The organism is Haloferula chungangensis (assembly GCF_042664875.1).
Lineage (GTDB): Bacteria > Verrucomicrobiota > Verrucomicrobiia > Verrucomicrobiales > Akkermansiaceae > Haloferula > Haloferula chungangensis.
In genome coordinates, this window is the sequence record NZ_JBHTBS010000011.1 from 13,183 (window position 1) to 34,170 (window position 20,988).

Consider the following 20,988-nt stretch of genomic DNA (forward strand, 5'->3'; position numbering starts at 1 on the left):
CATGGCCGAAATCGACCGCCTCTTTCAACACCTCGTCGCCACCAAAGGTTCCGACCTCCACCTTTCCGAAGGCCAACCACCAAAGACTCGCGTCCACGGTGCTGTCACCGCCATCGAAGGTGAAGAAGTCCTCGATCACGACACCATCCACCGGATGCTCGAGGAGATCTGTGACCCGAAGGCATGGGAAATCTATCTCGAAACCGGCGACCTCGACTTCGCCTACTCGATGGACGAGGAATCCCGCTTCCGTTGCAACTACCTCAAGCAAAACTACGGCCTGGCCGCCGTCTTCCGCCTGATCCCGACCGAGATCATGTCGCTTGAGAGCCTCGGTGTCCCGGAAGTCGTCAAACGCTTCGCCCACATTCGCTCCGGGCTTGTCCTCGTCACCGGCCCTACCGGCTCCGGCAAGTCCACCACCCTGGCCGCCCTGCTCGACTACATCAACTCGAACTACGCCCGGCACATCATCACCGTCGAGGAGCCGATCGAATTCGTTCACCGCAACAAGAAATCCATCCTCACCCAGCGCGAAGTTCCCATCCAGACCCCATCGTTCTCCGATGGTCTGCGTGCTGCCCTCCGTGAAGATGCCGACATCGTTCTCGTCGGTGAGATGCGCGACCTTGAAACCATTTCGCTCGCCCTAACAGCAGCCGAAACCGGACTCCTCGTCTTCGGAACGCTTCACACCAACAACGCACGGAAAACCGTCGACCGTATCATCGACGTCTTCCCCGCCGACCAGCAGGCACAGGTCCGCACCATGCTCGCCGCCTCGCTACGCGGCGTGCTCGCCCAGCTCCTCTGCAAGCGCATCGACAAGCCCGGCCGAGTCGCCGTTCACGAGATCATGTTCGCCACCCCGGCGGTCTCCGCGATCATTCGTGAAGGGGCCACCCAGAAGCTCTACGACGTTATCACCGGTGGTAAAGGCGACGGCATGCAGTTCATGGATGAAGCCATCTGGGCCCGCCTCCAGGAAGGCATGATCGCCCCCGCCGAGGCCTACATGAAGGCTATCGACAAAACGCGCTTCAAAAAATTCCTACCTCCCGCAGACGCCGCCCTCGGCGAAGCCTCTGGCGAGAGTCCCATGGAACACTGATCCGGAAGCCTCACACCGAGGGATCCAGCCAAGTCCAAGGACCCGCCGCCAGATTCTTCATCAGGCAGGCGGGTTCTTCTTGTTGCGCTCCGTAAGATCGAGAGTTGGAAATGGTGGGCTGTTGCGTCGTGGAAAGCTCCGATTGGAAACTCTCACGCTACGATCGCGGCCGCCGGGAATCATGCTGATTTATTGGATTCGCATGGCAATCGAGGTATGGCAACCAGGGCATGGCGTGGTCGTGGGCCTGATGCCGACGGTGGTCATGGACGTTCTTCCACCCGGCCCGCCATCCGTGCCGATTTCGGTGCCGTTTGTTCTGAAGGCTGGATCCAGTCGCGACGCAGAAATTGCTGTCCATCGTATCGACCAACTCCCGAGGCCGCATCGCCCGCAAGTTCCCCTCCATGATTGCTTCAAAATCGATGATCGCGCCAAGGTAGGCGTCCCCCTTCGCCACCGGGTTGGAGGTGGATGTCATCACGCCGGATTGCGTCGACCGTCATTGAGCGCCCTGCTCTCTCATAGGTCGGGAAAAAGCGAGTGCTCCTTGATCGGCTTAGTGGTCGTCGGCTCGGAGCCCACCACGTGAAGTCGCCTTATTCGGGGCTTCCACCTCATTTATTCTCCATAAATACCCATCGATATGTCTCCTTGAGGCTTTCGCAGAATAATCCGTCCATCTATCTCAGTGGTCGCCTCTACCACGCCCCCTCCCCAATCTTCGTCGAGCGGGGATTGCCCGCGATTCATTTCGATGGTGGGTTCGGCTAGCGTCAGATCATCGAGTTCAAGCTCTGAATTATCCTCAACGAATTTCCAACTTCCGGGATTGGGACTCATAATATTGACATGAACAAAGTTCACCCCCGGGGAATCATTCGTGAAATGAAGGTATAGGTTCGTAACCCCCGGGTTCACTTGCTTGAAATAAACCGAGAATTTCGACTGCCAATTGAACCTTCTTATCAGGTGAAATCGAATGTTGTGACCGTTGTTATATCCCGCATAACTATTATATCCGACGCTGAATTCACAGAGCGCCGAAGAGTTCGCAGAATGACCTTGGCCGCCGATCATCAGCTGGTGATAACCAACCCTGAACTCACCCAGCGGCACGATGTACTCCGCTCCCGGCTGGAGACTTGCCTTCACAAAGTGCATCCCCATTGCCATTTTCCCCGTCGTCGAGTCAGCCTGAGTCATCGAAAGATCTGCACTACCAAATTCGATCTCGGCAACTTCTCCTGCGGCCTGCATGGCTAACGTCAGACTAAGCCCTATCAAACCCGAACATTTAACACCTCCAAATTTTTTAAGTTCCCGCTTCATCTCATCTAAAGTAAGAAGATTAATACTACTCCCCGCAAGTACTTTCTGAGAAAAAAATATTTCGCCCGAATAATCATAGCAAATAGGGAAGGCCCAGCAGCCTGAGGAAGCACTGCGGATGATTCGATTGGATCGAGCAAAGTCGGCTGGGAGATAAGATAACACCACTTGATAGGACTCCTCGAAAACTTGCCCTATGAACGCGCCATCACGAGTCGTGATGCTTCTTCGCTCTTGAGGTGAGCCAACCTGCGATGACCTCTTCCTGAACGGGATCACGCAGAGAGGATCTTCGGGCAGCCATCGAATCTGTGCTCGCCGGTCTGAGCGATGATGGCCTGCGCGAAACCGTCCACCGTAACACCAACAAACAACACCAGAGAGGCACGAAATGCCTCGCCAGCGAATCGGGAATTCATCCCAACGACGCCACCGCCGTGAGCCGCTTTGAATGATAGGCGGGAAGACGGCGAAAGCCCAACCCTCGCCAAGTGACAAAAATCGCGTCAATCCGGGATGGCGCTGATTGAGCCCGTTTTCACCTTCTCTCACCACGTAAGGAAGGCGCCGTGTGGGGGCTTGAGACGCAGATGCTCGATGAGTTCATGCACCGTGACTTGCATCTTCCTCGTGGCGGTGGCATGAACGCTGCGCGGAAAGTCTGGCAAAAGAGTTGGATGTTCACCCCGTGCCTACCGATCCTCGAAAGCACTTCCGCCTTTCACCTATCATGCCTCACTCCGCCTCAGCGATCAATCTTGAGCGACTTTCGAGTCACGAGTTAAGGAACTCCATATTGAGGTTCGTGCAATCCAGAGTCAGGGACCCCCACCTTGCCGAAGATCTCACACAGGAGATTCTACTTCGGGGCTTATCCAAGCTTTCAGGGCTGCGCGATCAGAAGCGGCTTGAGGCGTGGCTTTTTCAGATCGCACGCAATACGATCAGCGATCATTTCCGAAAGTCGAAAGCCACGGAAATCAGCATCGAGAAGATGCCCGAGAATTGTGATCCGAATGAAGCCATCACCGAGGAGGAGGTTCTGCTTCGTGAGAATATCGCTGCCTACATTCGGGGCGTGGTGGAGGCTCTCCCGGAGATCTATCGAAATGCTCTTTGCTACACGGAGTATGAAGGCCACACGCAGGTCGAACTCGCCAAGAAGGAAGGAATCTCGCTATCCGGGGCCAAGTCCCGTGTGCAACGCGCCCGGCAGGAGGTCCGCACGGCTGTCGAACAATGCTGTCACGTTGAGACCGACCGCTATGGGCAGATTGTCGAGATGAAGCGCCGCTAATCCCGGGTGCTGACAAATTTCTGAAAATAGGCTGCGTCCATGTTTGTTGGAGCCCGTCTCCCTCCATGCATGAACACTGATCAGAAGAATCTGCCTGTCGCCGTCATTGGAGCTGGCCCTGTGGGTCTCGCCGCCGCCGCTCAGCTCATCGAGCGAGGGGAACGCGTGGTGATTTTGGAGGGAGGCTCAGCCGTTGGACACTCGGTGAGAAAATGGGGACACGTCAGGATGTTTTCGCCCTGGAGCTACAACATCGATGCGGCAGCGCGACGTCTGTTGGAAATATCCGGCTGGGACGAACCCTGCGGAAAAGAGCTTCCGACGGGTCGAGACATCGTCGAAAAATACCTGGAACCACTGGCATCCATCGATGCGGTGGCGAGCTCGCTGCGTTTGAGCCATTGCGTCATCTCCGTGACTCGAGAAGGTCTGGACAAGGTGCGAAGTCACGGGAGAGCTGAGCGTCCTTTCGTGATCCGGACGCTCGACGCTGCGGCGAAACTCACCAGCTACCGCGCCAAGGCGGTGATCGATGCAAGCGGGACCTGGGAAACCCCGAATCCACTGGGCGCAGACGGACTTTGCGTGCCGGGCGAGGACCGTGTTTCATCCCACATCGACTACGGTATTCCGGATATTGCGGGAAGTCGCAGGGGAGATTTCGCCGGCGCGCACACGCTGGTGGTGGGTAGCGGTCACTCGTCGTTTAACGCCATCCTCGATCTTCTTCGGCTGAAGGAAACCCAGCCCGAAACCACGGTTTCATGGGCCATGCGAAAGGCCAAGCTCGGCAATACTTTCGGCGGGGGCTCGGCGGACGCCTTGCCTGAGCGGGGCGAGTTGGGGCAAAAGGTTCGTGCGGCGGTGGAATCTGGCGCGGTGAACTTGTTGAACCCGATGGCCATCGATCGGCTGAGCCAGGCGACGGTCGACGGCAAAATCATGGTCGACGCGATCGTAGCGGGATCGTCACTGGCACTCGAAGTGGACCGCATTGTGGTGACCACCGGATTTCGCCCGAACCTCGAGTTCAGTCGGGAAATCCGGCTCAGGATCGACCCAGCACTGGAGTGTGCCGAGAAGCTCGGTCCTCTCATTGATCCCAACGAGCACAGCTGTGGCAGCGTGCGACCTCACGGGGCGGCCGAGCTCGCGCATCCCGACCCGGGTTACTATATTGTCGGCATGAAGAGCTACGGACGTGCGCCGACATTTCTGTTAGCAACCGGCTATGAGCAGGTGCGATCGGTAGTGGCAGAAATTTCCGGTGATCATGAAGCTGCCGCCAGAGTTGAGTTGAAGCTTCCGGAAACCGGCGTGTGCTCACTCAGCGAACCCGTCGAGGTCGCCAAGGAATCTCGTTGCGGGGAAACGGAATTGGCGACCCTCCCCGTCGTTCCTGCCGTCGAGCCGGGCTCCCGCTGCTGTGGATGAAAAATGCAGAGCGCCATCCTCGATTGGCAGGATCCATGGAAGAGAGCGTGAAGCCCCCGTGGGGGCTGGCCTGGCGTCTTGCATGGGGGCAGATTCTGTTGTGGGGCATCCTCTACTATGCATTCACCGCCCTTTCCGCCCCCATCCATGAAGATACGGGATGGAGCCGCCCGCTGATCCATGGTGGTCTTTCCTTGGGACTGCTGACCTGGGGAGTTCTTGCGCTCCCAGTGGGAATGTGGATTCAGCGGAATGGCGCCAGAGGGATCATGATGGCAGGCTCACTGCTTGGGGGACTGGCCTTCGCGTCTTTCGGACTCGCCAGCGAGCCCTGGCATTTCTATCTGGCATGGGTCGGCACTGGTGCCGCGATGGCAGCGACACTCTACGAACCAGCGTTCGCAGCGGTGACGATGGCATTCGGGAACCGCTACAAGCAGGGCATCGTCCTCGTCACGCTTCTCGGCGGACTCGCGAGCACGGTCTTTATCCCGCTGACACATTTTCTAACCGAGCAGATCGGATGGCGCCAAACCTGTCTCGTTCTCGGTCTGAGTGTCGTGGCGCTCGGGGTGCCGCTGCATCGCACGAAAATTCAGGCCGCCCCCGCTAACAGCCGTCGCTCTCCGAATCATCGGAGATGGTCTTTCTTCGATGCGATCGCGGGCTTCAGGAAGGACTTCAGCGACAGAACCTTCCTGCTGCTCTCCCTCTGGTTTTCAGCGCACACCGCCGCCTTCTCCGGGCTCATCTTCCTCATCGTCCCGGCGATGAGTGCGGCGGGCGCAAGTTCGGGGGCCCTGCTGGGTGCGATGGCGCTGATCGGGCCGATGCAGGTCCTGGGGCGCTTAGCCATCGCTGCACGTGGCGGAGAGTTTTCCTCCATCCAAACCGGTAGCTGGGCGATGATCTCCATGACGCTTTCCCTTATCATTCTCATCGTCATGCCTTCCAACTTTGCCTGGCTTGCCTGCTTTGGCGTCCTGTTCGGCCTGGGCAATGGCATCATGACCATCATGAAGGGGACCGCGATCGCAGAATTTTTCGACAGAGCGCGTTATGCCGAACTCAATGGTGCGATTGCCGCGCCCTCGGTAATGGCAAAGGCCGGCGCTCCGCTGCTGCTGAGTGCCGTGTGGCAAAAAACCGCCCAACCCGAGCTTGTCTTCGTGGTCCTGTTGATCCTGATGCTCATCGGGCTGGCTGCAGTTCTCGGCCTGGCACGAATGAAGTCGCAACGGATCGTCCCGCCGAATTCCTCGCATGGTGACAGCCAATGACGGACAATTTCTGTTAGACCGCTGAACAGCTTTCGGATGAACATCCCATCGAGAGGAAAGCCATGGGCTCGATCGAACGACAAAGGACCGAAGCTCGGAACTTAGGGACTGGAACTGGTGACGAGTCCGGCCGCGCGGAGCACGGTCATTCCTCCGTGAAGGACGAGGACTTCTCCGGCCACGAAGTCGCGGAATTCGCCCTTCAGCTGCATGCTCAAATCATGGCTGACCGAGCAATGCACGTCGTCGCAATACACAATGACCCTCTTTGATCCAAAGAGCAGATCCGCGTGGCGGGCGAGTTGGTCGGCGAGGGCTTCATCCGAAAGCATCGTGATGTTGATCGAGTCCGTCTTCCGCTCCTTTTGCCACAGGGCTGCGGGCCGGGCGTCGATCCAGACCAGACCATCGTCCGCTTCTTCGAGTGCTGTCTCGAGACGGATCTCCCCCTCTTTCAAGGGGATTTTCTGAACTTCCTCGGCGGGATCGCCGGAGGGTCTTCCGCCGACCAACCAGTTGCCCAGCCCGCCAAGTGCGGCAATCCCGGCAATCAGCCCCAGTTCGACAGCGCTCTTCATTTCCTGATCCTGATCGATTCAGCCTGGCTTTCTAACAATCGTGTATGCCCGCTGAGTGGCATGCCGCTTGATCGGACAATCCGTCTCGATGCTGATCAGACCGATGCTCTGAGAACTGGTGTCGGTAGGAGTCACCTCCAGCTCATACTTTTTGCCTTCTTCAACGGTCTTCTGTTTGATTTTGAAATTGGGATTCTGGCAGCTCACGGAGGTCACCTTGATCGGTTCATCGTGCATCATGGTGACCGTGATGGTCTGGCTGGTCATCTCTCCGCCGACGTCCCAGCGCAGCGTCTTTGGTTCGACATCGACCAGCACGGGAATATGGATGCGGGTGGTCAGGGTCACCGATGGAGCATCCTCCGGGTCGCCGTCGAGCCAGATCTGGACCGCCTTGTCCACGGTGCCTGAAAAATTTCCCATATCGAAGACGCCGCGGATCACGCCACTTTCGCCAGGGGCGTAACTGAGTTTCCCGCCCTTCACCTGGACCGTCATGCAGGAGCAGGTGGCATTGTATTTGGCGATGGCGACATCTTCGTCGCTTTTATTCTCAAATTTGAAATCCGCGGTGACTCGGCGCCCATCGAGGGGCACTTCGACTTCTTCGAGTTTCGTCTCAAAGGTCAATTCACCTGCCAAACCTGGCAGGACTAATCCGAAGAAAATCGGCAGGAGCGTCTTCATTGGCGACACTATTGCCCCTTGTTTGCCGGTGGCGCAAGCTCGACCGAGACGATCATCCGTCCGCCTCGCCATTGCGGGCCGAGGACTACGACTGGTTTTCCTGCCGTCAGGGCCACTCCGGATTTGAGGATTTTCTTCCGGCTCAGCCAGAGCTCGAGGTCGATTCGGATTGAATCCTTCGAGAGCCGGCTGGCCACTTCAAAGCGGCAGAGGATTTCATCGCTGCCGGAGATGGGCTGTGCCCAGTTCTCGTAGCTTCGATAGAGTGGTTTGGAATCCGTGCCCAGCAGGCGGTAGTGTTCGAATTTGAGGCTCTCTTTTGAAGCAAGCCACTTGATCGTCTCCTGCGGCACTTCGAGCGCCTTGTCGCCTGCCACCTTGGGGTCGCCATTTGTGGCGTGGTAGACCATCACCTTGACGTTTGAGATCTCATCTCGCCCCGGATCAGCCGCCATCAGGGAGGCGGGCAAAAGCAGGCAGAGCAGCCACATCGCGATCAGCTTCATTTCAACTCGCGGGATGCGGTGCGTGGACCCTCTTTCTCCAGAACGGCAGTTTCGGGAATTTCCCAGCTATCAGGAATCGCATCGACGCCGGCAAGCACGATCACCGTCGCATCGTCGGTCGATACATACTCGGCCTTCACTCCCTGGGTCGGGGTGTAAAGAACCGGTGCCAAAGTGGCCGTCGGCAGCTTCGCCCCATCCGTCGCGACTTCGGGTCCTCCGCGTCCGATTACAAAGCCGAAGACCATGCCCGCCGCCGCCGCAGCCGGGAGGAACCACGCCCACTTCGGCGTGCTGCGCATTGGCACGACCTTAGGAGCCACCTGCTGAGCGGCATCCGGGACAGCTTCAGCGCTGGCCTCGATCTCACGGCTGATCCGCGCATTGAAAAATTCGGCGTGGGGCACTTCCTCGCTGGCAGGCAGCACGCCACCGATGAGTGACTTCCACGAACGCGCTTGCTCGCGCCGCTCAAGCCACTCGCTTTGCTCCGATGCCCAAGCATCGACCGTGCTCAGCGATTCTCCGCTCAGTTCGTCTTCGACCCACAGGGCCAACAGTTCGTCATCGGGCTTCGTATTCATCTTTCAGCAGGGTTTGCAGTTTCTGGCGGGCGTAGTGGAGACGGCTCATCACCGTTCCGATCGAACAATCCATGACTTCGGCGATTTCTTTATACGCCAAGCCCTGGACATCTTTCAACACCACGCACTCGCGATGTTGCGGGGAAAGTTGCTCAAGCGCCGCCTCGATCTTGTCGCGCAGCTCGCCACCGGCCATCTCCGCATCGGGAGCGCGGTCCATCGTCGGGGTGGTCACCGATGCCGGATCGATGCGGTCTTCGCCAAAAATCTCATCGTTGAGCTCGCCGCCTGACTCCGGTCGCTTCCGCCGAACCCAGTCGTAGACGGTGTTGTGGGCGATTCGATAGAGCCACGTCGTGAAGCGCGCCTTGGCCTCGAAGCGGGGCAGCGCTTTCCAAGCCTTGATGAAAGCCTCTTGAGAGAGGTCCCACGCGTCGGCTTCGTTTTTGATCATTTGGCGGATCATGGCGTAGATTCGGCCCCGGTGACGGGTAACGAGAGCGTCGTAGGCACGGGAGTCCCCCGCCTGAGCGCGGGCCACCAGCACCTCGTCGGTCTCTTCATTTTCGACCTCGGGTGCACTATTCGACGTTGATGGCTCGGGATTATTCATCTCCGTGTCATTTTTGGTGCTCTACCAGGCCGATCCACGCGGAAAGGATGGAGTCCCTCTCCCCCGCTGGCAAATCATTAGCCGCGAACGGGGCTGAGCCGGTTGACTTATTCAGCCGGGCTGCCGGCGACCATCCGCCCCGCTGCCTGACCGGTGGCGAAGCAGGTCCCCATCACCCGGATTGAAGCCTGCGCCTGGTGGTCGCAGGAAATGCAGCGCCCCGCGACGTAGAGGCCAGGCATCCCCGCCACCCTCAGGGCGCCCGCCGGGATTCCCGCAGGCTGGCCACCTTCGGGATAGCGAAGCTTCGGACCACGGTTGGTTTCGCGCAATTCCAGCGGCCAGCTTGCCAGAGCGACCTCATCATCGAAGCGCCGAGCTGAAAGCACATCGTCTCCTGTTAGGACCCTGTCGCCACGATAGCGGCGGCTCTCGCGCACGCCTGCCCGAGCTGGCCAATGGGAAACGTATGCCCGCTCCCAGCCTTCCTGCTTTGCCTGAAAATACCTCATCACCGCGCCCGTCACCGTCCGTCCGGCTTCCTCCAGCGCTGAAAGGCATGCCGGATCAGTGGGATCGTAAGCACCGCTCTCTTCACCTGATAGATCGAGTGTTCCAAAGATTTCCCCAGGGCGTCCGCTGCTGCGGAAATGCATGCCGAGCGCCGCTTTCGGCAAATCCCCCGAGCGGATCCCTTCGACGATCCTTCCACTCAAGGTCAGCCCTGCAAGTTCACCGATCACGCCCTGGATGCCGCTCACGTAGGCCGGTCGCTGCAAGCGGTCGGCCGCCGCCCGCTGATCCTCCAAGCCAAGCATCGCCGCGCCGACCGCATCGCCACTCGCATCGATCACCGCAGCCGCCTCCACCTTATGGAATTCACCACGGCAAACGACCTTGGCCCGCCATCCAGGCTCCAGCGAAACCACTTCCGAGTGAAAGAGCACCTTCACGCCGCTTTCGCGCAGCAGTTCATCAGAAATGCGTGCAAACTCGACGGGATGCTGCGGCAGCACCCACACGCGACCCATCTTCACGGGTCCGCTGCGCGTCGCCATGATCATTCGATCCGCGATTTCTTCCGGCAAACCGACATTCGCATGGCGAGCCTCATCGCCGTCGATGAGATAAAGTCCGCAAAATGTGTGCACCAGCGATGCCGTACCCATGCCGCCCGCCATGCCATGCCGCTCGACCATCACGGTGTTCAAGCCCGCGCGCGCCGAGGTCACCGCCGCCGCCAGTCCGGCGCTTCCGCCACCGATGACCAAGACATCGACCTTCATCGCTTTGAGTTGATCGTAGCCGCCATGTTCAGCGGCGTTCCCAATGCTTCACGGCTTGCATCCGCAACGCCGAGCGCCACGCCGTAGCGTTCCTCGATGATCACAATCAGCTGCATGACCGCCATCGAATCCAGACCCGCCTCAAAGAGATCCACCTCCACGCCACAATCATCCGCCAACTCAAGGATTCCCTCCTCGCGCAGCATTTTCAGCACATCATCCGGATCGCACTCAGCCGTCATCGTCCGGGAGCATCCCTCCATCTTCCTCCCGGATCAAGACCCGCCATGCATTCTTCGGTAGCGAAGCTAGCAGATTGCAAAAGCGAAGAATTCTGATTGAACGCTCCCGTGCCGGACATGCTCAGCCGCTATCGAATGATCGGATCGCGTCGGATCCCGAAGTGGATCTTCGGCATTCTCCTCGCCTGGTGGTTCGCTTCATTGATCAGTTACTATCAGCAGGAGCCCGACACCTCCGAAGCTGCCGAGTCCGCTTACCGTCTCTGCGAACCCACGTGGGCGATCGCGACCGAACTCGAAGACGATCCGCTCTGGCTGCAATATTTCCTGCTCTTCGATTCGTCCGAGGGCGCGAAAGCATCCTGCGTCGACTATTTCGAAAAACTCCGCGAGGCCGATCTCCTCAACGGCAAGGGCGAGCAGTCCCTGCGCCTGATGAAGTCGCTCAGCAGTTCAAGTCCCGAGCCTCCCAGTGACACGATCCTGAAGCGCTGGAAAAGGGAGAGTTACGATGAGGGCCACTGGGCATGGGAAGTCGAGGCAATGCAAGGCCACTTCGGTGACAACCCGCCCCAATGGGCTGCCGCCACGATCCGCGACGAACTGCGCCAGCGGAAGACGATCCTTCGTCTCTGGATCGCCTCTCTCGCCATCTGGGTCGCGGCGTTCGTCGTCGGCCTACCCTTCATCCCTGCGGCTCTTGCTTGTTTCAGGACGGTCAACCATCAAGCCGCCTCGCCGATCACCCGCTGCTGGCATCCACTCTGGATTCTGGGACTCATCTTTATCATCATCCTTTCGGGCGACTGGTTCGTCGGCCTTGCCTACTCGCTCGTTCCCCTACCTGTTAGCTGGCAGGGATCACTCTGGGAAAGCGTTCTCCTCGATGGGCTTTGGCGATTTGCAGGTCCGGCATTTCTGGCATCGGTAGCCTTCGCAAGCTGGCGTCATGGAAGCCGCATTCTCAAGCTGCACACTCCCTCTCAGTGGAAGCCGCTTTTCGGCATGTTACCCATCGTCATCACCTATGATCTGATCATTTGGAAACTCTGCGAATGGGCCAATCTCACCGATACCACGAGCCACATTTATTTCGAAGAAGACGGCATGAGTGGGCTCGTCTACTCGATCATCTCGGCAGTCATCTTCGCCCCGATTGCCGAAGAACTCGTCTTCCGTGGATTCCTTTTCCAAAGCCTCGAACGTCGCTCGGGTTTCTGGCCGGCCGCGCTCCTCTCGACCTTCCTCTTTGCCATGATTCACTTCTATGGTTTTCAGGGGAGCTTGTCGGTCGCCAGCTTCGGCATCGTCGCTTGCGTGCTCTATCGCGCCACCGGTTCACTCTGGACTCCCATCATCTATCACGCCCTCACCAACGGCATCATCACCGCGGCAAGCTGGCCCCTCTACAACGGGCTCTACTCTGACTTCTAATCTGCCAGTCCACTGCTCATGGAAGCCTGCGGCTTGCATTCTCAACGTCCCGCGCCCAGGTTTGCTCCAAGCTTTCCTGATGGACGGAAGTTGAGAGTCTAACGGCTCGTCCGCAAAAGAATGCGCCCAAACTGGTTGGCAGGATCGGAGCCACCGGGCGCCAGTCATCCTTGAAATACTCTCACTCGAAGAAAAACTGACGGGCAAGAAGGGCGAGCACTGCCCGATCGAGTGCTCGCTTTACTTCCTGAACTGTTGGACCAAACCACTCCCGTGTCCTGGCTCGCCTTATCCATCCTATCCGCCCTGCTGCTGGGCTTCTACGACTATTTCAAGAAGCTCGCCCTGAGGGACAACGAGGTGATGCCCGTGCTCTTCGGCAGCGTCGCGGCGTCTGCTGCCGTCTGGCTCCCCTTTGCGATCTGGTCGGCGATTTCTCCGGACTCACTGCCTCACGAATTCTTCAATGTTTCGCAGATCAGTGGATGGGCTCACCCCCTGCTTTTTGCCAAAGCGGCCTTGGTCGGTTCGTCGTGGCTGTGCGGCTATCACGGGCTCAAATCGCTTCCGCTTTCGATCGCGTCGCCGATTCGTGCCACCGGTCCGCTGTGGACGATTGCCATTGCCGTGTTGTTTTTCGCCGAGTCACCCTCGGCGAAGCAGTGGGGAGGCATCAGCATGATCCTCGTTTCATTCTTCGCATTCACCTTTGTCGGAAAGAAAGAAGACATCCATTTCCATAGGGACAAGGGGGTCTTCCTGATGATTGGCGCCACCCTGCTCGGAGCCCTTTCCGCGCTCTATGACAAGTTCCTCCTGCAGAGCGAAGCGCTCGCACCTTCCGCAGTTCAGGCCTGGTTTACCATCTACCTTGTCGTGCTCCTCGCCCCCGGAATGATCATCGCCAGCCGATCCTCCAAACGCCGGCCCTTTCGCTGGCACTGGGCGATTCCGGTCATCGGACTGACGCTGCTCGCGGCCGACATCCTCTATTTCATTGCCATCAGTCAGCCAGACGCCCTGATTTCCCTGATCTCGCCGGTACGGCGCAGTTCGGTGATCGTTTCGTTTCTGTTAGGCATCCTGATGTTTCGCGAGCGCCATCTCGGCCTCAAGGCACTCTGCGTTGCCGGCATCATCGGCGGCGTGCTCCTACTCAACTAGCAGCGGTGCTTCACCGGCTGTCATGCCAGGAGCATCAGGGCACCTCGAATGCCCGCCTGCTGAGCATGAAGCGGAGGCACGACGAATGGGGTGTTTTCCTCCAAAGCGGCGAAGTATCCTTTGGCCATGGTGCGCAGCTTTTCCTCGACCATGGCATGGAACCCCTCCGCCTGTGAGACGCCGCCACCAATCACCACGCGCGACGGATTCACCGAAGCGAGCAAGGTCATGCAGGCCTGCGCCAGGTAGTAGGTTTCAAACTCCCAAGCTTGAGGGTCCGCCAACAACTCTTTTGGTTCCTTGCCCCAGCGCTTCGTCATCGCCGGACCACTTGCCAGACCTTCCAGGCAATCGCCGTGAAAGGGACAGACGCCTCCAAAATCATCGCCTGCCGCCTTCCTCGGAAACCAGTGTCCGAATTCCGAGTGCACGGCTCCATGAAGCAGCTTGCCATCCGCCATCACGCCTCCGCCGATGCCCGTGCCAATGGTGATGTACGCCACATCCGCCAAACCGTTCGCCTCTGCCAGCACCGCGGCATTCACATCAGTCTCGATCTCGACCTTCACATTCGGAAAGGCCTCCTTCAGCGCGCCGACGATCGAAAACCCTGCCCAACCCGGTTTGGGTGTCTTGAGCATTTGCCCATAATCCGGACGTGCCTTGTTCACACTAACCGGTCCGAAGGCGGCCACCCCGATCGCCCTCGGTTCACCGCGTTCGCGCAACCATTCGATCGCCGTCTTGAAAGTTTCTTCCCCGTCCGTCGTCGGATAGCGAAATTCCTCCAGAACCGTCCCATCCGCCTGTCCGACAGCGACCACCGTCTTGGTCCCGCCCATTTCGATTCCTGCAATCACGCCCTTTTTCATGGGCTTGTCAGCGCGCAAAGCCAAGGCCGAACTCGGATTCCACGCGACGATCGAGAGGAGAATCCCGGACAGCGTGTGTCAAAATCCGGGCAAACTCCGCCTTGCGCGTTGGCATGTGAACCGCTACTCCAGCGTCGCTATGCCAGTCGCAACTCCAGCACAATACGCCGCCATGCTCGATGCCGCCCAAAAGGGTGGGTATGCTTATCCAGCAATCAATGTGACCTCGCTCACCACCATCAACGGTGCGCTGAAAGCCTTCGCCGAAGCAAAATCGGACGGCATCATCCAGGTTTCCACCGGTGGCGGCGAGTTCGCATCCGGCACCGCCGTCAAGGACGCCGCTTTCGGTGCGATCATCCTCGCCGAAGCCTGCCATGCCCTCGCCGAGAAATACGACGTGCTGATCGGCCTCCACACCGACCACTGCCATCCGGAAAAAGTCGAAGGCTTCCTCAAGCCCCTTCTTCAGGCTTCGCGTGAGCGCGTTGCCGCAGGAAAAGGTCCACTTTTCCAATCCCACATGTTCGATGGCTCCGTCGTCGACCTCGATGAAAACCTCAAGATTTCCAAGGAACTCCTCAAGGAGTGCGCCGAGCTCGGCATCATTCTCGAAGTTGAAGCCGGCTGCGTCGGTGGTGAGGAAGACGGTCACGACACCTCCGGTCTCCCGATTGAAAAGCTCTACACCACTCCAGAAGACATGGTGCAGGTCTACGAAGCCCTTCAGCCCATCGGCCGCTTCCTTTTCGCTGCCACCTTCGGCAACGTCCACGGCGCGTACAAGCCAGGCTCCGTGAAGCTCAAGCCCACCATCCTCCGCGATGGTCAGAAGGCCGTCACCGACAAGCACGGTGCCGACGCGGAAATGGATCTCGTTTTCCACGGCGGCTCCGGAACTTCCAGCGAAGACCTCCAGGAGACCCTCGACTACGGCGTGGTGAAGATGAACATCGACACCGACACCCAGTATGCCTTCACCCGCCCCATCGTCACTCACATCTGCGAGAACATCGAAGGCGTGCTCAAGATTGACGGAGAAGTCGGCATCAAGAAGGTCTACGACCCACGCTCCTACCTCAAGAAGGGCGAGCAAGGACTCTGCGATCGGATGAAGCAGGCCTGCGACGAACTCAAGTCGACCGGCAAGACCATCTTCGGCACGGTCTGACCGAAGTCGGGCGTTCATGCCCGATGATACGATCCAACAAAAAGCCCGGAGCTGTCCGCTCCGGGTTTTTTTTGTGACCTGATCCCAAATCCGCAGATTCGTTCAGGCTTGTTTGACCTCTTGATGATGGACGACGTTCATGAGTTCCATGCGCTTTCCGCTCCAGGCATGATGGAGCTCGCCATTGGGCAGTTGCCATAACTTCTCGTGAAGGGATGCCATCCAGGCAGGGCTATTCAGAAGCAGCATCTTCTCCTCATTCGTCAATTCTTCCGGCCCATCCTTGAGCAAGCGCTCCTCGAGACCGAAGGGGATCGGTGCGGCGTCCCCGTCACCAGCGATTGGCTGCAAGGCGAGGTGGGCCGCATTGATCACAGGATGAAGCATGACATCAGCCAGTCCCCCGTCGGAAGCCTGCGTCGGAGAAGGCAGCGAGACTGCCTTCAGAACCTCCGGGGGCGAGAGATCCTCCGGCGTAATCAGCAGGGAGGCCGACTTTCTGGGGCGGCTGGTTAGAACTGATACTGCGACGCTGGAGAGAAGCCCAATGATGATCGGCGAAGCCAGGATCAGGCCGGCGGCGCCACCGGAAAACCCCGCCAGGAGCGCCAGGAGCACACCCGAGATCACGTGCCCATAGTGGGCCTTCCATGCCTCCGCCCAGGTCGTTCCGGCCGACTCCCGATTTTGCGTGTTCCAGCCCACCTTTCGGCCCATCAGGTTCCAGATCACGAAACGGGTATGAAACATCATATTGATCGGCGCCAGCAGCGCGGACAAGCTGGTTTCTAACAGCACCCCCTTCAGCGCGTTGCCGATACCACCAAAACTCTCGCGGCGTTTCTCATCCGACATCAGGTCGATCAGACAAAGCAGCTTGGGCAGAAATAGCAGAATCGCGGTAAACACAAGCAGCTGGGTCGCCACCACCACCTCGTTGGATTCCTGGGAACCGAGAACCAGCAGACCGAGAAGCGTCAGGATCAGCCACAAGGGTGAGGAGAGATAACCGAGGATGCCGTTCAGGAAGTGAAGACGCGAGCGACCACTCATGCCGCGTGCCACCAGCAACAAGGAATGCTGAAGATTTCCCTGACACCAGCGCTGATCCCGTTGAGCCGCATCAATGAGGGTAGGAGGACCTTCTTCATAACTGCCGCCCAGGTCCGGCGCCAGCCAGACTTCCCAGCCCGCTCTCACGAGCAGGCTGGCTTCGACAAAGTCATGCGACAGAATCGGCCCCCCAAAGGGTTCCGGACCAGGCAGCTCGGGCAGTGCGCATTCCTGAATGAATGGCTTGAGCCGAATGATCGCATTGTGCCCCCAGAAGTTTCCATGATGCTGCTGCCAGAATGCCAATCCATCCATGAAGACCGGACCATAGAGGCGATTGGAAAACTGCTGAATGCGGCCATAGAGCGTATTCGCACCGAACAGCGCCGGCACCGTCTGAATCAGGGCAATCTTGTTGTTAGAGAGCAGTCTTCGACGCATCTCAAGAAGCGTTTCGCCACTCATCACGCTATCCGCATCCAGCACCACCATCGCCTCGTAGGCCGCACCACAGCGACGGCAGAATTCCGCCACATTGCCCGCTTTCTTTCCAACGTTATCACTCCGGTGTCGGTAGAACACCCGACCTTCCAGACCCTCCTCCTGAATCCATTCAAGCCACGCGAGTTCCTCTTTGATCCACTGCTGCGCAGAAGTGGAATCGCTCAGAATGTGGACGTCGAAGTATTCCTCGGGATCCAGTTCTCGCAGTGAGTTGAATGTCGCCTTGAGTCCACGGAATACGCGTTCCACCGGCTCGTTGTAGACCGGCATCACGATCGCGACCCGAGCGTCGGACGGCACCTGGACCGCTTCGTCAGGATGGAGCACATCGCGATCTCCCCCCCATCTCACAAGAATCCCAATCAAGGCATGGGCAAAGCCGAATGAAAGATATCCGAATAGAGGCACGAACACCGCCATCAGCAACATCTCCCCCACGGTCCATCCACGTGCCCCGACCACCAGACTGAAAAGGCAGACGCCAATCAGTGTGAGAGTCGCCACGAAGAAAGCGAATAGTGGCGCCGTCCAGCTTCTCTGATTCATATGATCTCAGTGTCGAACTGCTAGTTCTTGAGCGTCAGGGAACCATTCCCCCGGCTCGACCAGCTCGACCAGCTCAACCAGCGAACCCAGCTGGCAATCATGCCCTTACGGCCGCTGTGGGCGGGACGCTGCCAAAGGTAGCTGAGAGTTTTGGGGACCATTTCCTGTGCTGAGTGATCCGCTTCGACGAGGCAAATCTTCCGCTCCTTCAAACTGGCGCTCACACTTTCCATCAGGGATTTCACATCTTCGGCACCGTCAACCTGAGCCAGTCGGCGGTAGCACGACATCCTGCGTGCAAGCTCGTTGTCTTTTTCAGTTATCGTATTCATTGTTTTCGTTAGTTTTTATTTTCAGGTAACCATTGATAGCTCCATGTCTCTGTGAGGGTCTGGCCTTCAGGCTGAAGCTTGAGGAAACATCTCAACTCCACAGGATCCTGGTTGTGATCGTCAGTATCGAGTTTGAATGCGACTCTCCACCCGCCGGTCTGCTCGTTCTTGAAGCAGCGATTTTCCGTGATGTATCCATTCGGGCCCGAATCGATGACGGCGTACACAGCACTCGTCTTATCCATCGACCTCAGGGTGGGTCCATCAAAGTCCACCACGAAGCGTCGGGTATCTCCATAGATCGGATCCACTCCGACGCGGGTCGCCACCACCCGTTCAGGGGAAAGGCCCTCTTCCAGATGCATCGTCGATTTCAACACGTAGGAAAAACTCAGAGCCTCACCGGCTTCAGGCATTTCATCAGGTTCAAAGAAGGCCACGATGTTATCATAAGTCTCATAGGGCGTGGGAAGTTCGATGAGCCGGACCTTGCCCTTCCCCCAGTCGCCCTGACACTCGACCCAGTAGCTCGGCGTCAGGTGATAGGGATTATCCAGGTCCTGGTAGTGGGTAAAATTCCGGTCCCGCTGCATCAGCCCGAATCCTCGGGGGTTCTCGACCTCGAAAGCAGAAAACCTGATTTGTTCCATATTCAGCAATGGCCGCCAAACCAGCTCTCCCGTTCGCGTTGCGACAAGCAGACCATCCGAATCGTGGACCTCCGGACGCCAGTCACGAAACGGCCGCTCACGTGAGTTCTCCCCATAGAGAAACATCGAGGTCAGAGGGGCCATGCCCAGCGATGCGACTTGATTGCGGAAGAACAACGAGACTCTCACATCCACTTCCGTGCTGACTCCCGGGACGATTTGAAACTCATAGGCTCCGGTGACACTCGGCCCCTCTAACAACGCATAAATGGTCAGCCCACGATCCCCTGGCTTCGGTTTTACCAACCAGTAGGCGATGAAGTCGGGGAACTCCTCGAGGGTTCCCGAGTTGGCCACATTGATGGCCAACCCCCGAGCCGACAGTCCATAGCGCTGGTCCTGGCCAAGGACTCGAAAATAGCTCGCTCCCACAAAGGAGCCGATCTCGTCCCATTGTTCGCTCCCCCCGTTCAGGGGATGCTGAATCCGGAATCCCGCATAACCCGTGAGCGAGGACCAGGACTTTGGATCATCATCCACAATCAGGTCGGCATAATCATAGCGCTGCGGGTCGAATCCAATTTCAGAGACCTCACCATTTTCGCCCGAGACTTCGTGCAATTTGACCGGACGCTTGAAAAGATAGCCGGAGTGCAGAAGTTCGAGACGAAATGGCAGCCCCTCTTCCTGCCAAAGTCTCCCCTCAGGCCGGTTCTTGATCGCCCGATACTGATCATAGTTCATCAGCTCCAGCGACTTAGGCAGTGTCGCCCCGTCTTCCTTGCCACGGTATGGCTTCTGAGCCAGGTCACGAGCCAGGCTTTCCACATCGTCGAACTGGAATGCAAATGCACTCCCCAACGTTGCAAAATTGAGCAGAAAACCATGAATCAGTCCCTTCATACGGGGGATCTTCGCATGATTCATACCAACCCGAATTGCCGCTTCTTTGGGCTGTGCCGATTTTCTGGTTTGCGCGGAAGGCGTCACTAGGTCTCTCTGGGGCTGACCCATGCCTGAGAACAAAACGCATCAAGAGCACCCCCTGGCGAACATCCTGATCAACGTGCTGATCCCCGTGTTGATCCTCAGTTACCTGAGCAAGGATCCCGCGCTCCAGGAACAGTTGGGCAAGACCGCGAGAGTCTGGCACATCGGACCTCTCAAGGCGATCATCGTGGCTCTCGCCCTGCCCCTCGGCTACGGCATCTGGCATTTCGCCAAAACAAGGAAGTTCAACTTTTTCTCCGGCCTCGGACTCTTCTCCGTCGTGCTCACTGGTGGCCTCACTCTTTATCTCTGGAATCAGGATGGCTCGGTCAAAGAGCATGCCGGCATGCTTTTCGGGATCAAGGAAGGAGCCATCCCCCTGGCCCTCGGCATCGCCGTCCTGCTCTCGCAGAAATCCGCGACTCCATTGATCAACGTCTTCCTCTACAACGACTCGCTCTTCGACATCCCGAAGATTGAAAAGACCGTTGGTTTGAGAAATGCGGAAAGCGGTTACCAGACCGTCATCAGACAAGCCACCCACCTCTTTGCCGTCTCCTTTTTTGTCAGCTCGATCCTGAACGTGCTGCTCTCTCTCTGGTTCTTTCGCGGCTTCGACCGCACGGCGGCCGATGCTCTGGAAGTCTACAACGGCATCATCGGCAAACTCACCGGTTGGGGCTTCGCCGTGATCGGCATCCCGCTGCTCATTTTCCTCTACTTCACCCTCCAGAAGCTCCTCAAGGGCCTGCGTGAAGTTACCGGTCTTAAGGACGAGGAATTGTTGCTGCCAAGATAGGTCATGCAGGATTTAAACCCGCAGCCTTTCTTCAATCCACGAGATTGCTGATCCGATCGGCCAACTCGATATCGTCCTCGGTGATGCCACCGGCCTCGTGGGATGTCAGACTGATCGTCACCTTCGTGTAATTGATCGTGATGTCCGGGTGGTGCTGGGCTTCCTCGGCGACTTCCGCCACCAGATTCACGAAATCGATCCCCTCCATGTAGTCCTCGAACTCGACCACGCGGGTGATCGACTTCCCTTCGAGATCCCACTCCGGGCGCTTCTTCAGGGCGGACTTCAGTTCCTCTTGATCGAGCAGGTCAGACATATGGTTCTTGGGTTTCTGGTGGAAGACTGAGCCTTCATCTTCCGCCTTGGCAAGCGAGATTCCCGGAGTTTCTTGTCAAGTTTCCTCGATCAATAGGAGAATGAGCAAAGGTGATCGCACTTCGATCTGAAAGAGAATGCCGCGAATCGCCGCCACTCGATTCCCACCGTCGCAGTTGCGTCCGACCCGATCCGGGCTCATGTTTCT

Annotated in this window: 22 protein-coding genes; 8 read left to right on the forward strand and 14 right to left on the reverse strand. The window is 58.1% G+C overall.

What is annotated here, in order from left to right; translation table 11 throughout:
• Position 1: 1 nt before the first annotated feature.
• Positions 2–1,111, forward strand: a complete 1,110-nt coding sequence (locus ACFQY0_RS17075) for a type IV pilus twitching motility protein PilT (RefSeq protein ID WP_379714889.1) — start codon at positions 2–4, stop codon at positions 1,109–1,111.
• Between the two features lie 621 nt (positions 1,112–1,732).
• Here the strand turns inward: ACFQY0_RS17075 and ACFQY0_RS17080 are convergent.
• Both ACFQY0_RS17080 and ACFQY0_RS17085 read right to left on the reverse strand, forming a co-directional pair.
• Positions 1,733–2,608 (reverse strand): hypothetical protein, encoded by an 876-nt coding sequence (locus tag ACFQY0_RS17080; RefSeq protein WP_379714891.1) that lies wholly within the window; start codon positions 2,606–2,608, stop codon positions 1,733–1,735.
• Between the two features lie 110 nt (positions 2,609–2,718).
• Positions 2,719–2,862 carry a hypothetical protein gene (locus ACFQY0_RS17085; RefSeq protein WP_379714893.1) on the reverse strand — a complete coding sequence of 48 codons (144 nt, stop codon included), beginning with the start codon at positions 2,860–2,862 and terminating at the stop codon, positions 2,719–2,721.
• Positions 2,863–3,173: 311 nt separating this feature from the next.
• Between ACFQY0_RS17085 and ACFQY0_RS17090 the strand changes: the two genes are divergently transcribed.
• The 3 genes from ACFQY0_RS17090 to ACFQY0_RS17100 all read left to right on the forward strand — a co-directional run bounded on the left by ACFQY0_RS17090 (position 3,174) and on the right by ACFQY0_RS17100 (position 6,454).
• Positions 3,174–3,740 (forward strand): sigma-70 family RNA polymerase sigma factor, encoded by a 567-nt coding sequence (locus ACFQY0_RS17090; RefSeq protein ID WP_379714895.1) that lies wholly within the window; start codon positions 3,174–3,176, stop codon positions 3,738–3,740.
• A 69-nt stretch (positions 3,741–3,809) separates the two neighbouring features.
• Positions 3,810–5,174: an FAD-dependent oxidoreductase gene (locus tag ACFQY0_RS17095; RefSeq protein ID WP_379714897.1), complete on the forward strand. Its 1,365-nt coding sequence runs from the start codon at positions 3,810–3,812 to the stop codon at positions 5,172–5,174.
• A gap of 35 nt (positions 5,175–5,209) precedes the next feature.
• A complete protein-coding gene (locus tag ACFQY0_RS17100; RefSeq protein WP_379714899.1) occupies positions 5,210–6,454 on the forward strand; it encodes an MFS transporter in 1,245 nt (414 codons plus the stop codon).
• Positions 6,455–6,555: 101 nt separating this feature from the next.
• On the opposite strand, the gene ACFQY0_RS17105 is transcribed toward ACFQY0_RS17100, so the two are convergent.
• The 7 genes from ACFQY0_RS17105 to ACFQY0_RS17135 form a co-directional block, all read right to left on the reverse strand.
• Positions 6,556–7,032, reverse strand: coding sequence for a rhodanese-like domain-containing protein (locus ACFQY0_RS17105; RefSeq protein ID WP_379714901.1), 477 nt, complete (start codon positions 7,030–7,032; stop codon positions 6,556–6,558).
• Positions 7,033–7,050: 18 nt separating this feature from the next.
• On the reverse strand, positions 7,051–7,719 hold the full coding sequence (locus tag ACFQY0_RS17110; RefSeq protein ID WP_379714903.1) for a DUF1573 domain-containing protein: 669 nt from the start codon (positions 7,717–7,719) through the stop codon (positions 7,051–7,053).
• Between the two features lie 8 nt (positions 7,720–7,727).
• A complete protein-coding gene (locus ACFQY0_RS17115; RefSeq protein WP_379714905.1) occupies positions 7,728–8,225 on the reverse strand; it encodes a hypothetical protein in 498 nt (165 codons plus the stop codon).
• Positions 8,222–8,809 carry a hypothetical protein gene (locus tag ACFQY0_RS17120; RefSeq protein WP_379714907.1) on the reverse strand — a complete coding sequence of 196 codons (588 nt, stop codon included), beginning with the start codon at positions 8,807–8,809 and terminating at the stop codon, positions 8,222–8,224. The genes ACFQY0_RS17115 and ACFQY0_RS17120 overlap by 4 nt, the downstream gene beginning before the upstream one ends.
• The gene (locus ACFQY0_RS17125; protein WP_379714909.1) at positions 8,790–9,422 is read right to left on the reverse strand and encodes an RNA polymerase sigma factor; all 633 of its coding nucleotides are present in this window, start codon (positions 9,420–9,422) and stop codon (positions 8,790–8,792) included. Before ACFQY0_RS17125 ends, ACFQY0_RS17120 begins: the two co-directional genes overlap by 20 nt.
• Before the next feature lie 107 nt (positions 9,423–9,529).
• On the reverse strand, positions 9,530–10,708 hold the full coding sequence (locus ACFQY0_RS17130; protein WP_379714911.1) for an FAD-dependent oxidoreductase: 1,179 nt from the start codon (positions 10,706–10,708) through the stop codon (positions 9,530–9,532).
• Positions 10,705–10,950 (reverse strand): phosphopantetheine-binding protein, encoded by a 246-nt coding sequence (locus ACFQY0_RS17135; protein ID WP_379714913.1) that lies wholly within the window; start codon positions 10,948–10,950, stop codon positions 10,705–10,707. The genes ACFQY0_RS17130 and ACFQY0_RS17135 overlap by 4 nt, the downstream gene beginning before the upstream one ends.
• Positions 10,951–11,067: 117 nt before the next feature.
• Here ACFQY0_RS17135 and ACFQY0_RS17140 point away from each other — a divergent pair, with 117 nt between their 5' ends.
• The gene (locus ACFQY0_RS17140; RefSeq protein WP_379714915.1) at positions 11,068–12,384 is read left to right on the forward strand and encodes a CPBP family intramembrane glutamic endopeptidase; all 1,317 of its coding nucleotides are present in this window, start codon (positions 11,068–11,070) and stop codon (positions 12,382–12,384) included.
• Positions 12,385–12,657: 273 nt separating this feature from the next.
• On the forward strand, positions 12,658–13,548 hold the full coding sequence (locus ACFQY0_RS17145; protein WP_379714917.1) for an EamA family transporter: 891 nt from the start codon (positions 12,658–12,660) through the stop codon (positions 13,546–13,548).
• Positions 13,549–13,568: 20 nt separating this feature from the next.
• Here the strand turns inward: ACFQY0_RS17145 and ACFQY0_RS17150 are convergent, their stop codons facing one another.
• The gene (locus tag ACFQY0_RS17150) at positions 13,569–14,420 is read right to left on the reverse strand and encodes an ROK family protein (RefSeq protein WP_379714919.1); all 852 of its coding nucleotides are present in this window, start codon (positions 14,418–14,420) and stop codon (positions 13,569–13,571) included.
• 139 nt (positions 14,421–14,559) lie between these two features.
• On the opposite strand from ACFQY0_RS17150, the gene fbaA reads away from it, so the two are divergent.
• Complete coding sequence (fbaA, locus tag ACFQY0_RS17155) at positions 14,560–15,591, forward strand: class II fructose-bisphosphate aldolase (RefSeq protein ID WP_379715097.1); 1,032 nt, start codon at positions 14,560–14,562, stop codon at positions 15,589–15,591.
• A gap of 102 nt (positions 15,592–15,693) precedes the next feature.
• On the opposite strand, the gene mdoH is transcribed toward fbaA, so the two are convergent.
• Genes mdoH through ACFQY0_RS17170 form a run of 3 tightly spaced genes read right to left on the reverse strand, consistent with a single transcriptional unit; the run spans position 15,694 to position 19,579 of the window.
• Positions 15,694–17,694, reverse strand: coding sequence for a glucans biosynthesis glucosyltransferase MdoH (gene mdoH / locus ACFQY0_RS17160; protein ID WP_379714921.1), 2,001 nt, complete (start codon positions 17,692–17,694; stop codon positions 15,694–15,696).
• A gap of 20 nt (positions 17,695–17,714) precedes the next feature.
• On the reverse strand, positions 17,715–18,026 hold the full coding sequence (locus tag ACFQY0_RS17165) for a hypothetical protein (RefSeq protein ID WP_379714923.1): 312 nt from the start codon (positions 18,024–18,026) through the stop codon (positions 17,715–17,717).
• An 8-nt stretch (positions 18,027–18,034) separates the two neighbouring features.
• Positions 18,035–19,579 (reverse strand): OpgD/OpgG family glucan biosynthesis protein, encoded by a 1,545-nt coding sequence (locus tag ACFQY0_RS17170; protein WP_379714925.1) that lies wholly within the window; start codon positions 19,577–19,579, stop codon positions 18,035–18,037.
• A 109-nt stretch (positions 19,580–19,688) separates the two neighbouring features.
• On the opposite strand from ACFQY0_RS17170, the gene ACFQY0_RS17175 reads away from it, so the two are divergent.
• On the forward strand, positions 19,689–20,465 hold the full coding sequence (locus ACFQY0_RS17175; protein WP_379714927.1) for a VC0807 family protein: 777 nt from the start codon (positions 19,689–19,691) through the stop codon (positions 20,463–20,465).
• 31 nt (positions 20,466–20,496) lie between these two features.
• Here the strand turns inward: ACFQY0_RS17175 and ACFQY0_RS17180 are convergent, their stop codons facing one another.
• Positions 20,497–20,781: a 4a-hydroxytetrahydrobiopterin dehydratase gene (locus ACFQY0_RS17180; RefSeq protein WP_379714929.1), complete on the reverse strand. Its 285-nt coding sequence runs from the start codon at positions 20,779–20,781 to the stop codon at positions 20,497–20,499.
• Positions 20,782–20,988 lie beyond the last annotated feature (207 nt).

Bases quoted from the DNA above. Each gene is read 5' to 3' on its own strand.
- ACFQY0_RS17140 (WP_379714915.1), top strand. From the start codon at position 11,068: ATGCTCAGCCGCTATCGAATGATCGGATCGCGTCGGATCCCGAAGTGG.
- ACFQY0_RS17125 (WP_379714909.1), bottom strand. From the start codon at position 9,422: ATGAATAATCCCGAGCCATCAACGTCGAATAGTGCACCCGAGGTCGAA.
- ACFQY0_RS17150 (WP_379714919.1), bottom strand. From the start codon at position 14,420: ATGAAAAAGGGCGTGATTGCAGGAATCGAAATGGGCGGGACCAAGACG.
- ACFQY0_RS17175 (WP_379714927.1), top strand. From the start codon at position 19,689: ATGCCTGAGAACAAAACGCATCAAGAGCACCCCCTGGCGAACATCCTG.
- ACFQY0_RS17135 (WP_379714913.1), bottom strand. From the start codon at position 10,950: ATGACGGCTGAGTGCGATCCGGATGATGTGCTGAAAATGCTGCGCGAG.
- ACFQY0_RS17120 (WP_379714907.1), bottom strand. From the start codon at position 8,809: ATGAATACGAAGCCCGATGACGAACTGTTGGCCCTGTGGGTCGAAGAC.
- ACFQY0_RS17085 (WP_379714893.1), bottom strand. From the start codon at position 2,862: ATGAATTCCCGATTCGCTGGCGAGGCATTTCGTGCCTCTCTGGTGTTG.
- ACFQY0_RS17180 (WP_379714929.1), bottom strand. From the start codon at position 20,781: ATGTCTGACCTGCTCGATCAAGAGGAACTGAAGTCCGCCCTGAAGAAG.
- ACFQY0_RS17095 (WP_379714897.1), top strand. From the start codon at position 3,810: ATGAACACTGATCAGAAGAATCTGCCTGTCGCCGTCATTGGAGCTGGC.
- ACFQY0_RS17100 (WP_379714899.1), top strand. From the start codon at position 5,210: ATGGAAGAGAGCGTGAAGCCCCCGTGGGGGCTGGCCTGGCGTCTTGCA.
- ACFQY0_RS17130 (WP_379714911.1), bottom strand. From the start codon at position 10,708: ATGAAGGTCGATGTCTTGGTCATCGGTGGCGGAAGCGCCGGACTGGCG.
- ACFQY0_RS17170 (WP_379714925.1), bottom strand. From the start codon at position 19,579: ATGAAGGGACTGATTCATGGTTTTCTGCTCAATTTTGCAACGTTGGGG.
- ACFQY0_RS17090 (WP_379714895.1), top strand. From the start codon at position 3,174: ATGCCTCACTCCGCCTCAGCGATCAATCTTGAGCGACTTTCGAGTCAC.
- ACFQY0_RS17075 (WP_379714889.1), top strand. From the start codon at position 2: ATGGCCGAAATCGACCGCCTCTTTCAACACCTCGTCGCCACCAAAGGT.
- fbaA (WP_379715097.1), top strand. From the start codon at position 14,560: ATGCCAGTCGCAACTCCAGCACAATACGCCGCCATGCTCGATGCCGCC.
- ACFQY0_RS17165 (WP_379714923.1), bottom strand. From the start codon at position 18,026: ATGAATACGATAACTGAAAAAGACAACGAGCTTGCACGCAGGATGTCG.
- ACFQY0_RS17110 (WP_379714903.1), bottom strand. From the start codon at position 7,719: ATGAAGACGCTCCTGCCGATTTTCTTCGGATTAGTCCTGCCAGGTTTG.
- ACFQY0_RS17115 (WP_379714905.1), bottom strand. From the start codon at position 8,225: ATGAAGCTGATCGCGATGTGGCTGCTCTGCCTGCTTTTGCCCGCCTCC.
- ACFQY0_RS17105 (WP_379714901.1), bottom strand. From the start codon at position 7,032: ATGAAGAGCGCTGTCGAACTGGGGCTGATTGCCGGGATTGCCGCACTT.
- mdoH (WP_379714921.1), bottom strand. From the start codon at position 17,694: ATGAATCAGAGAAGCTGGACGGCGCCACTATTCGCTTTCTTCGTGGCG.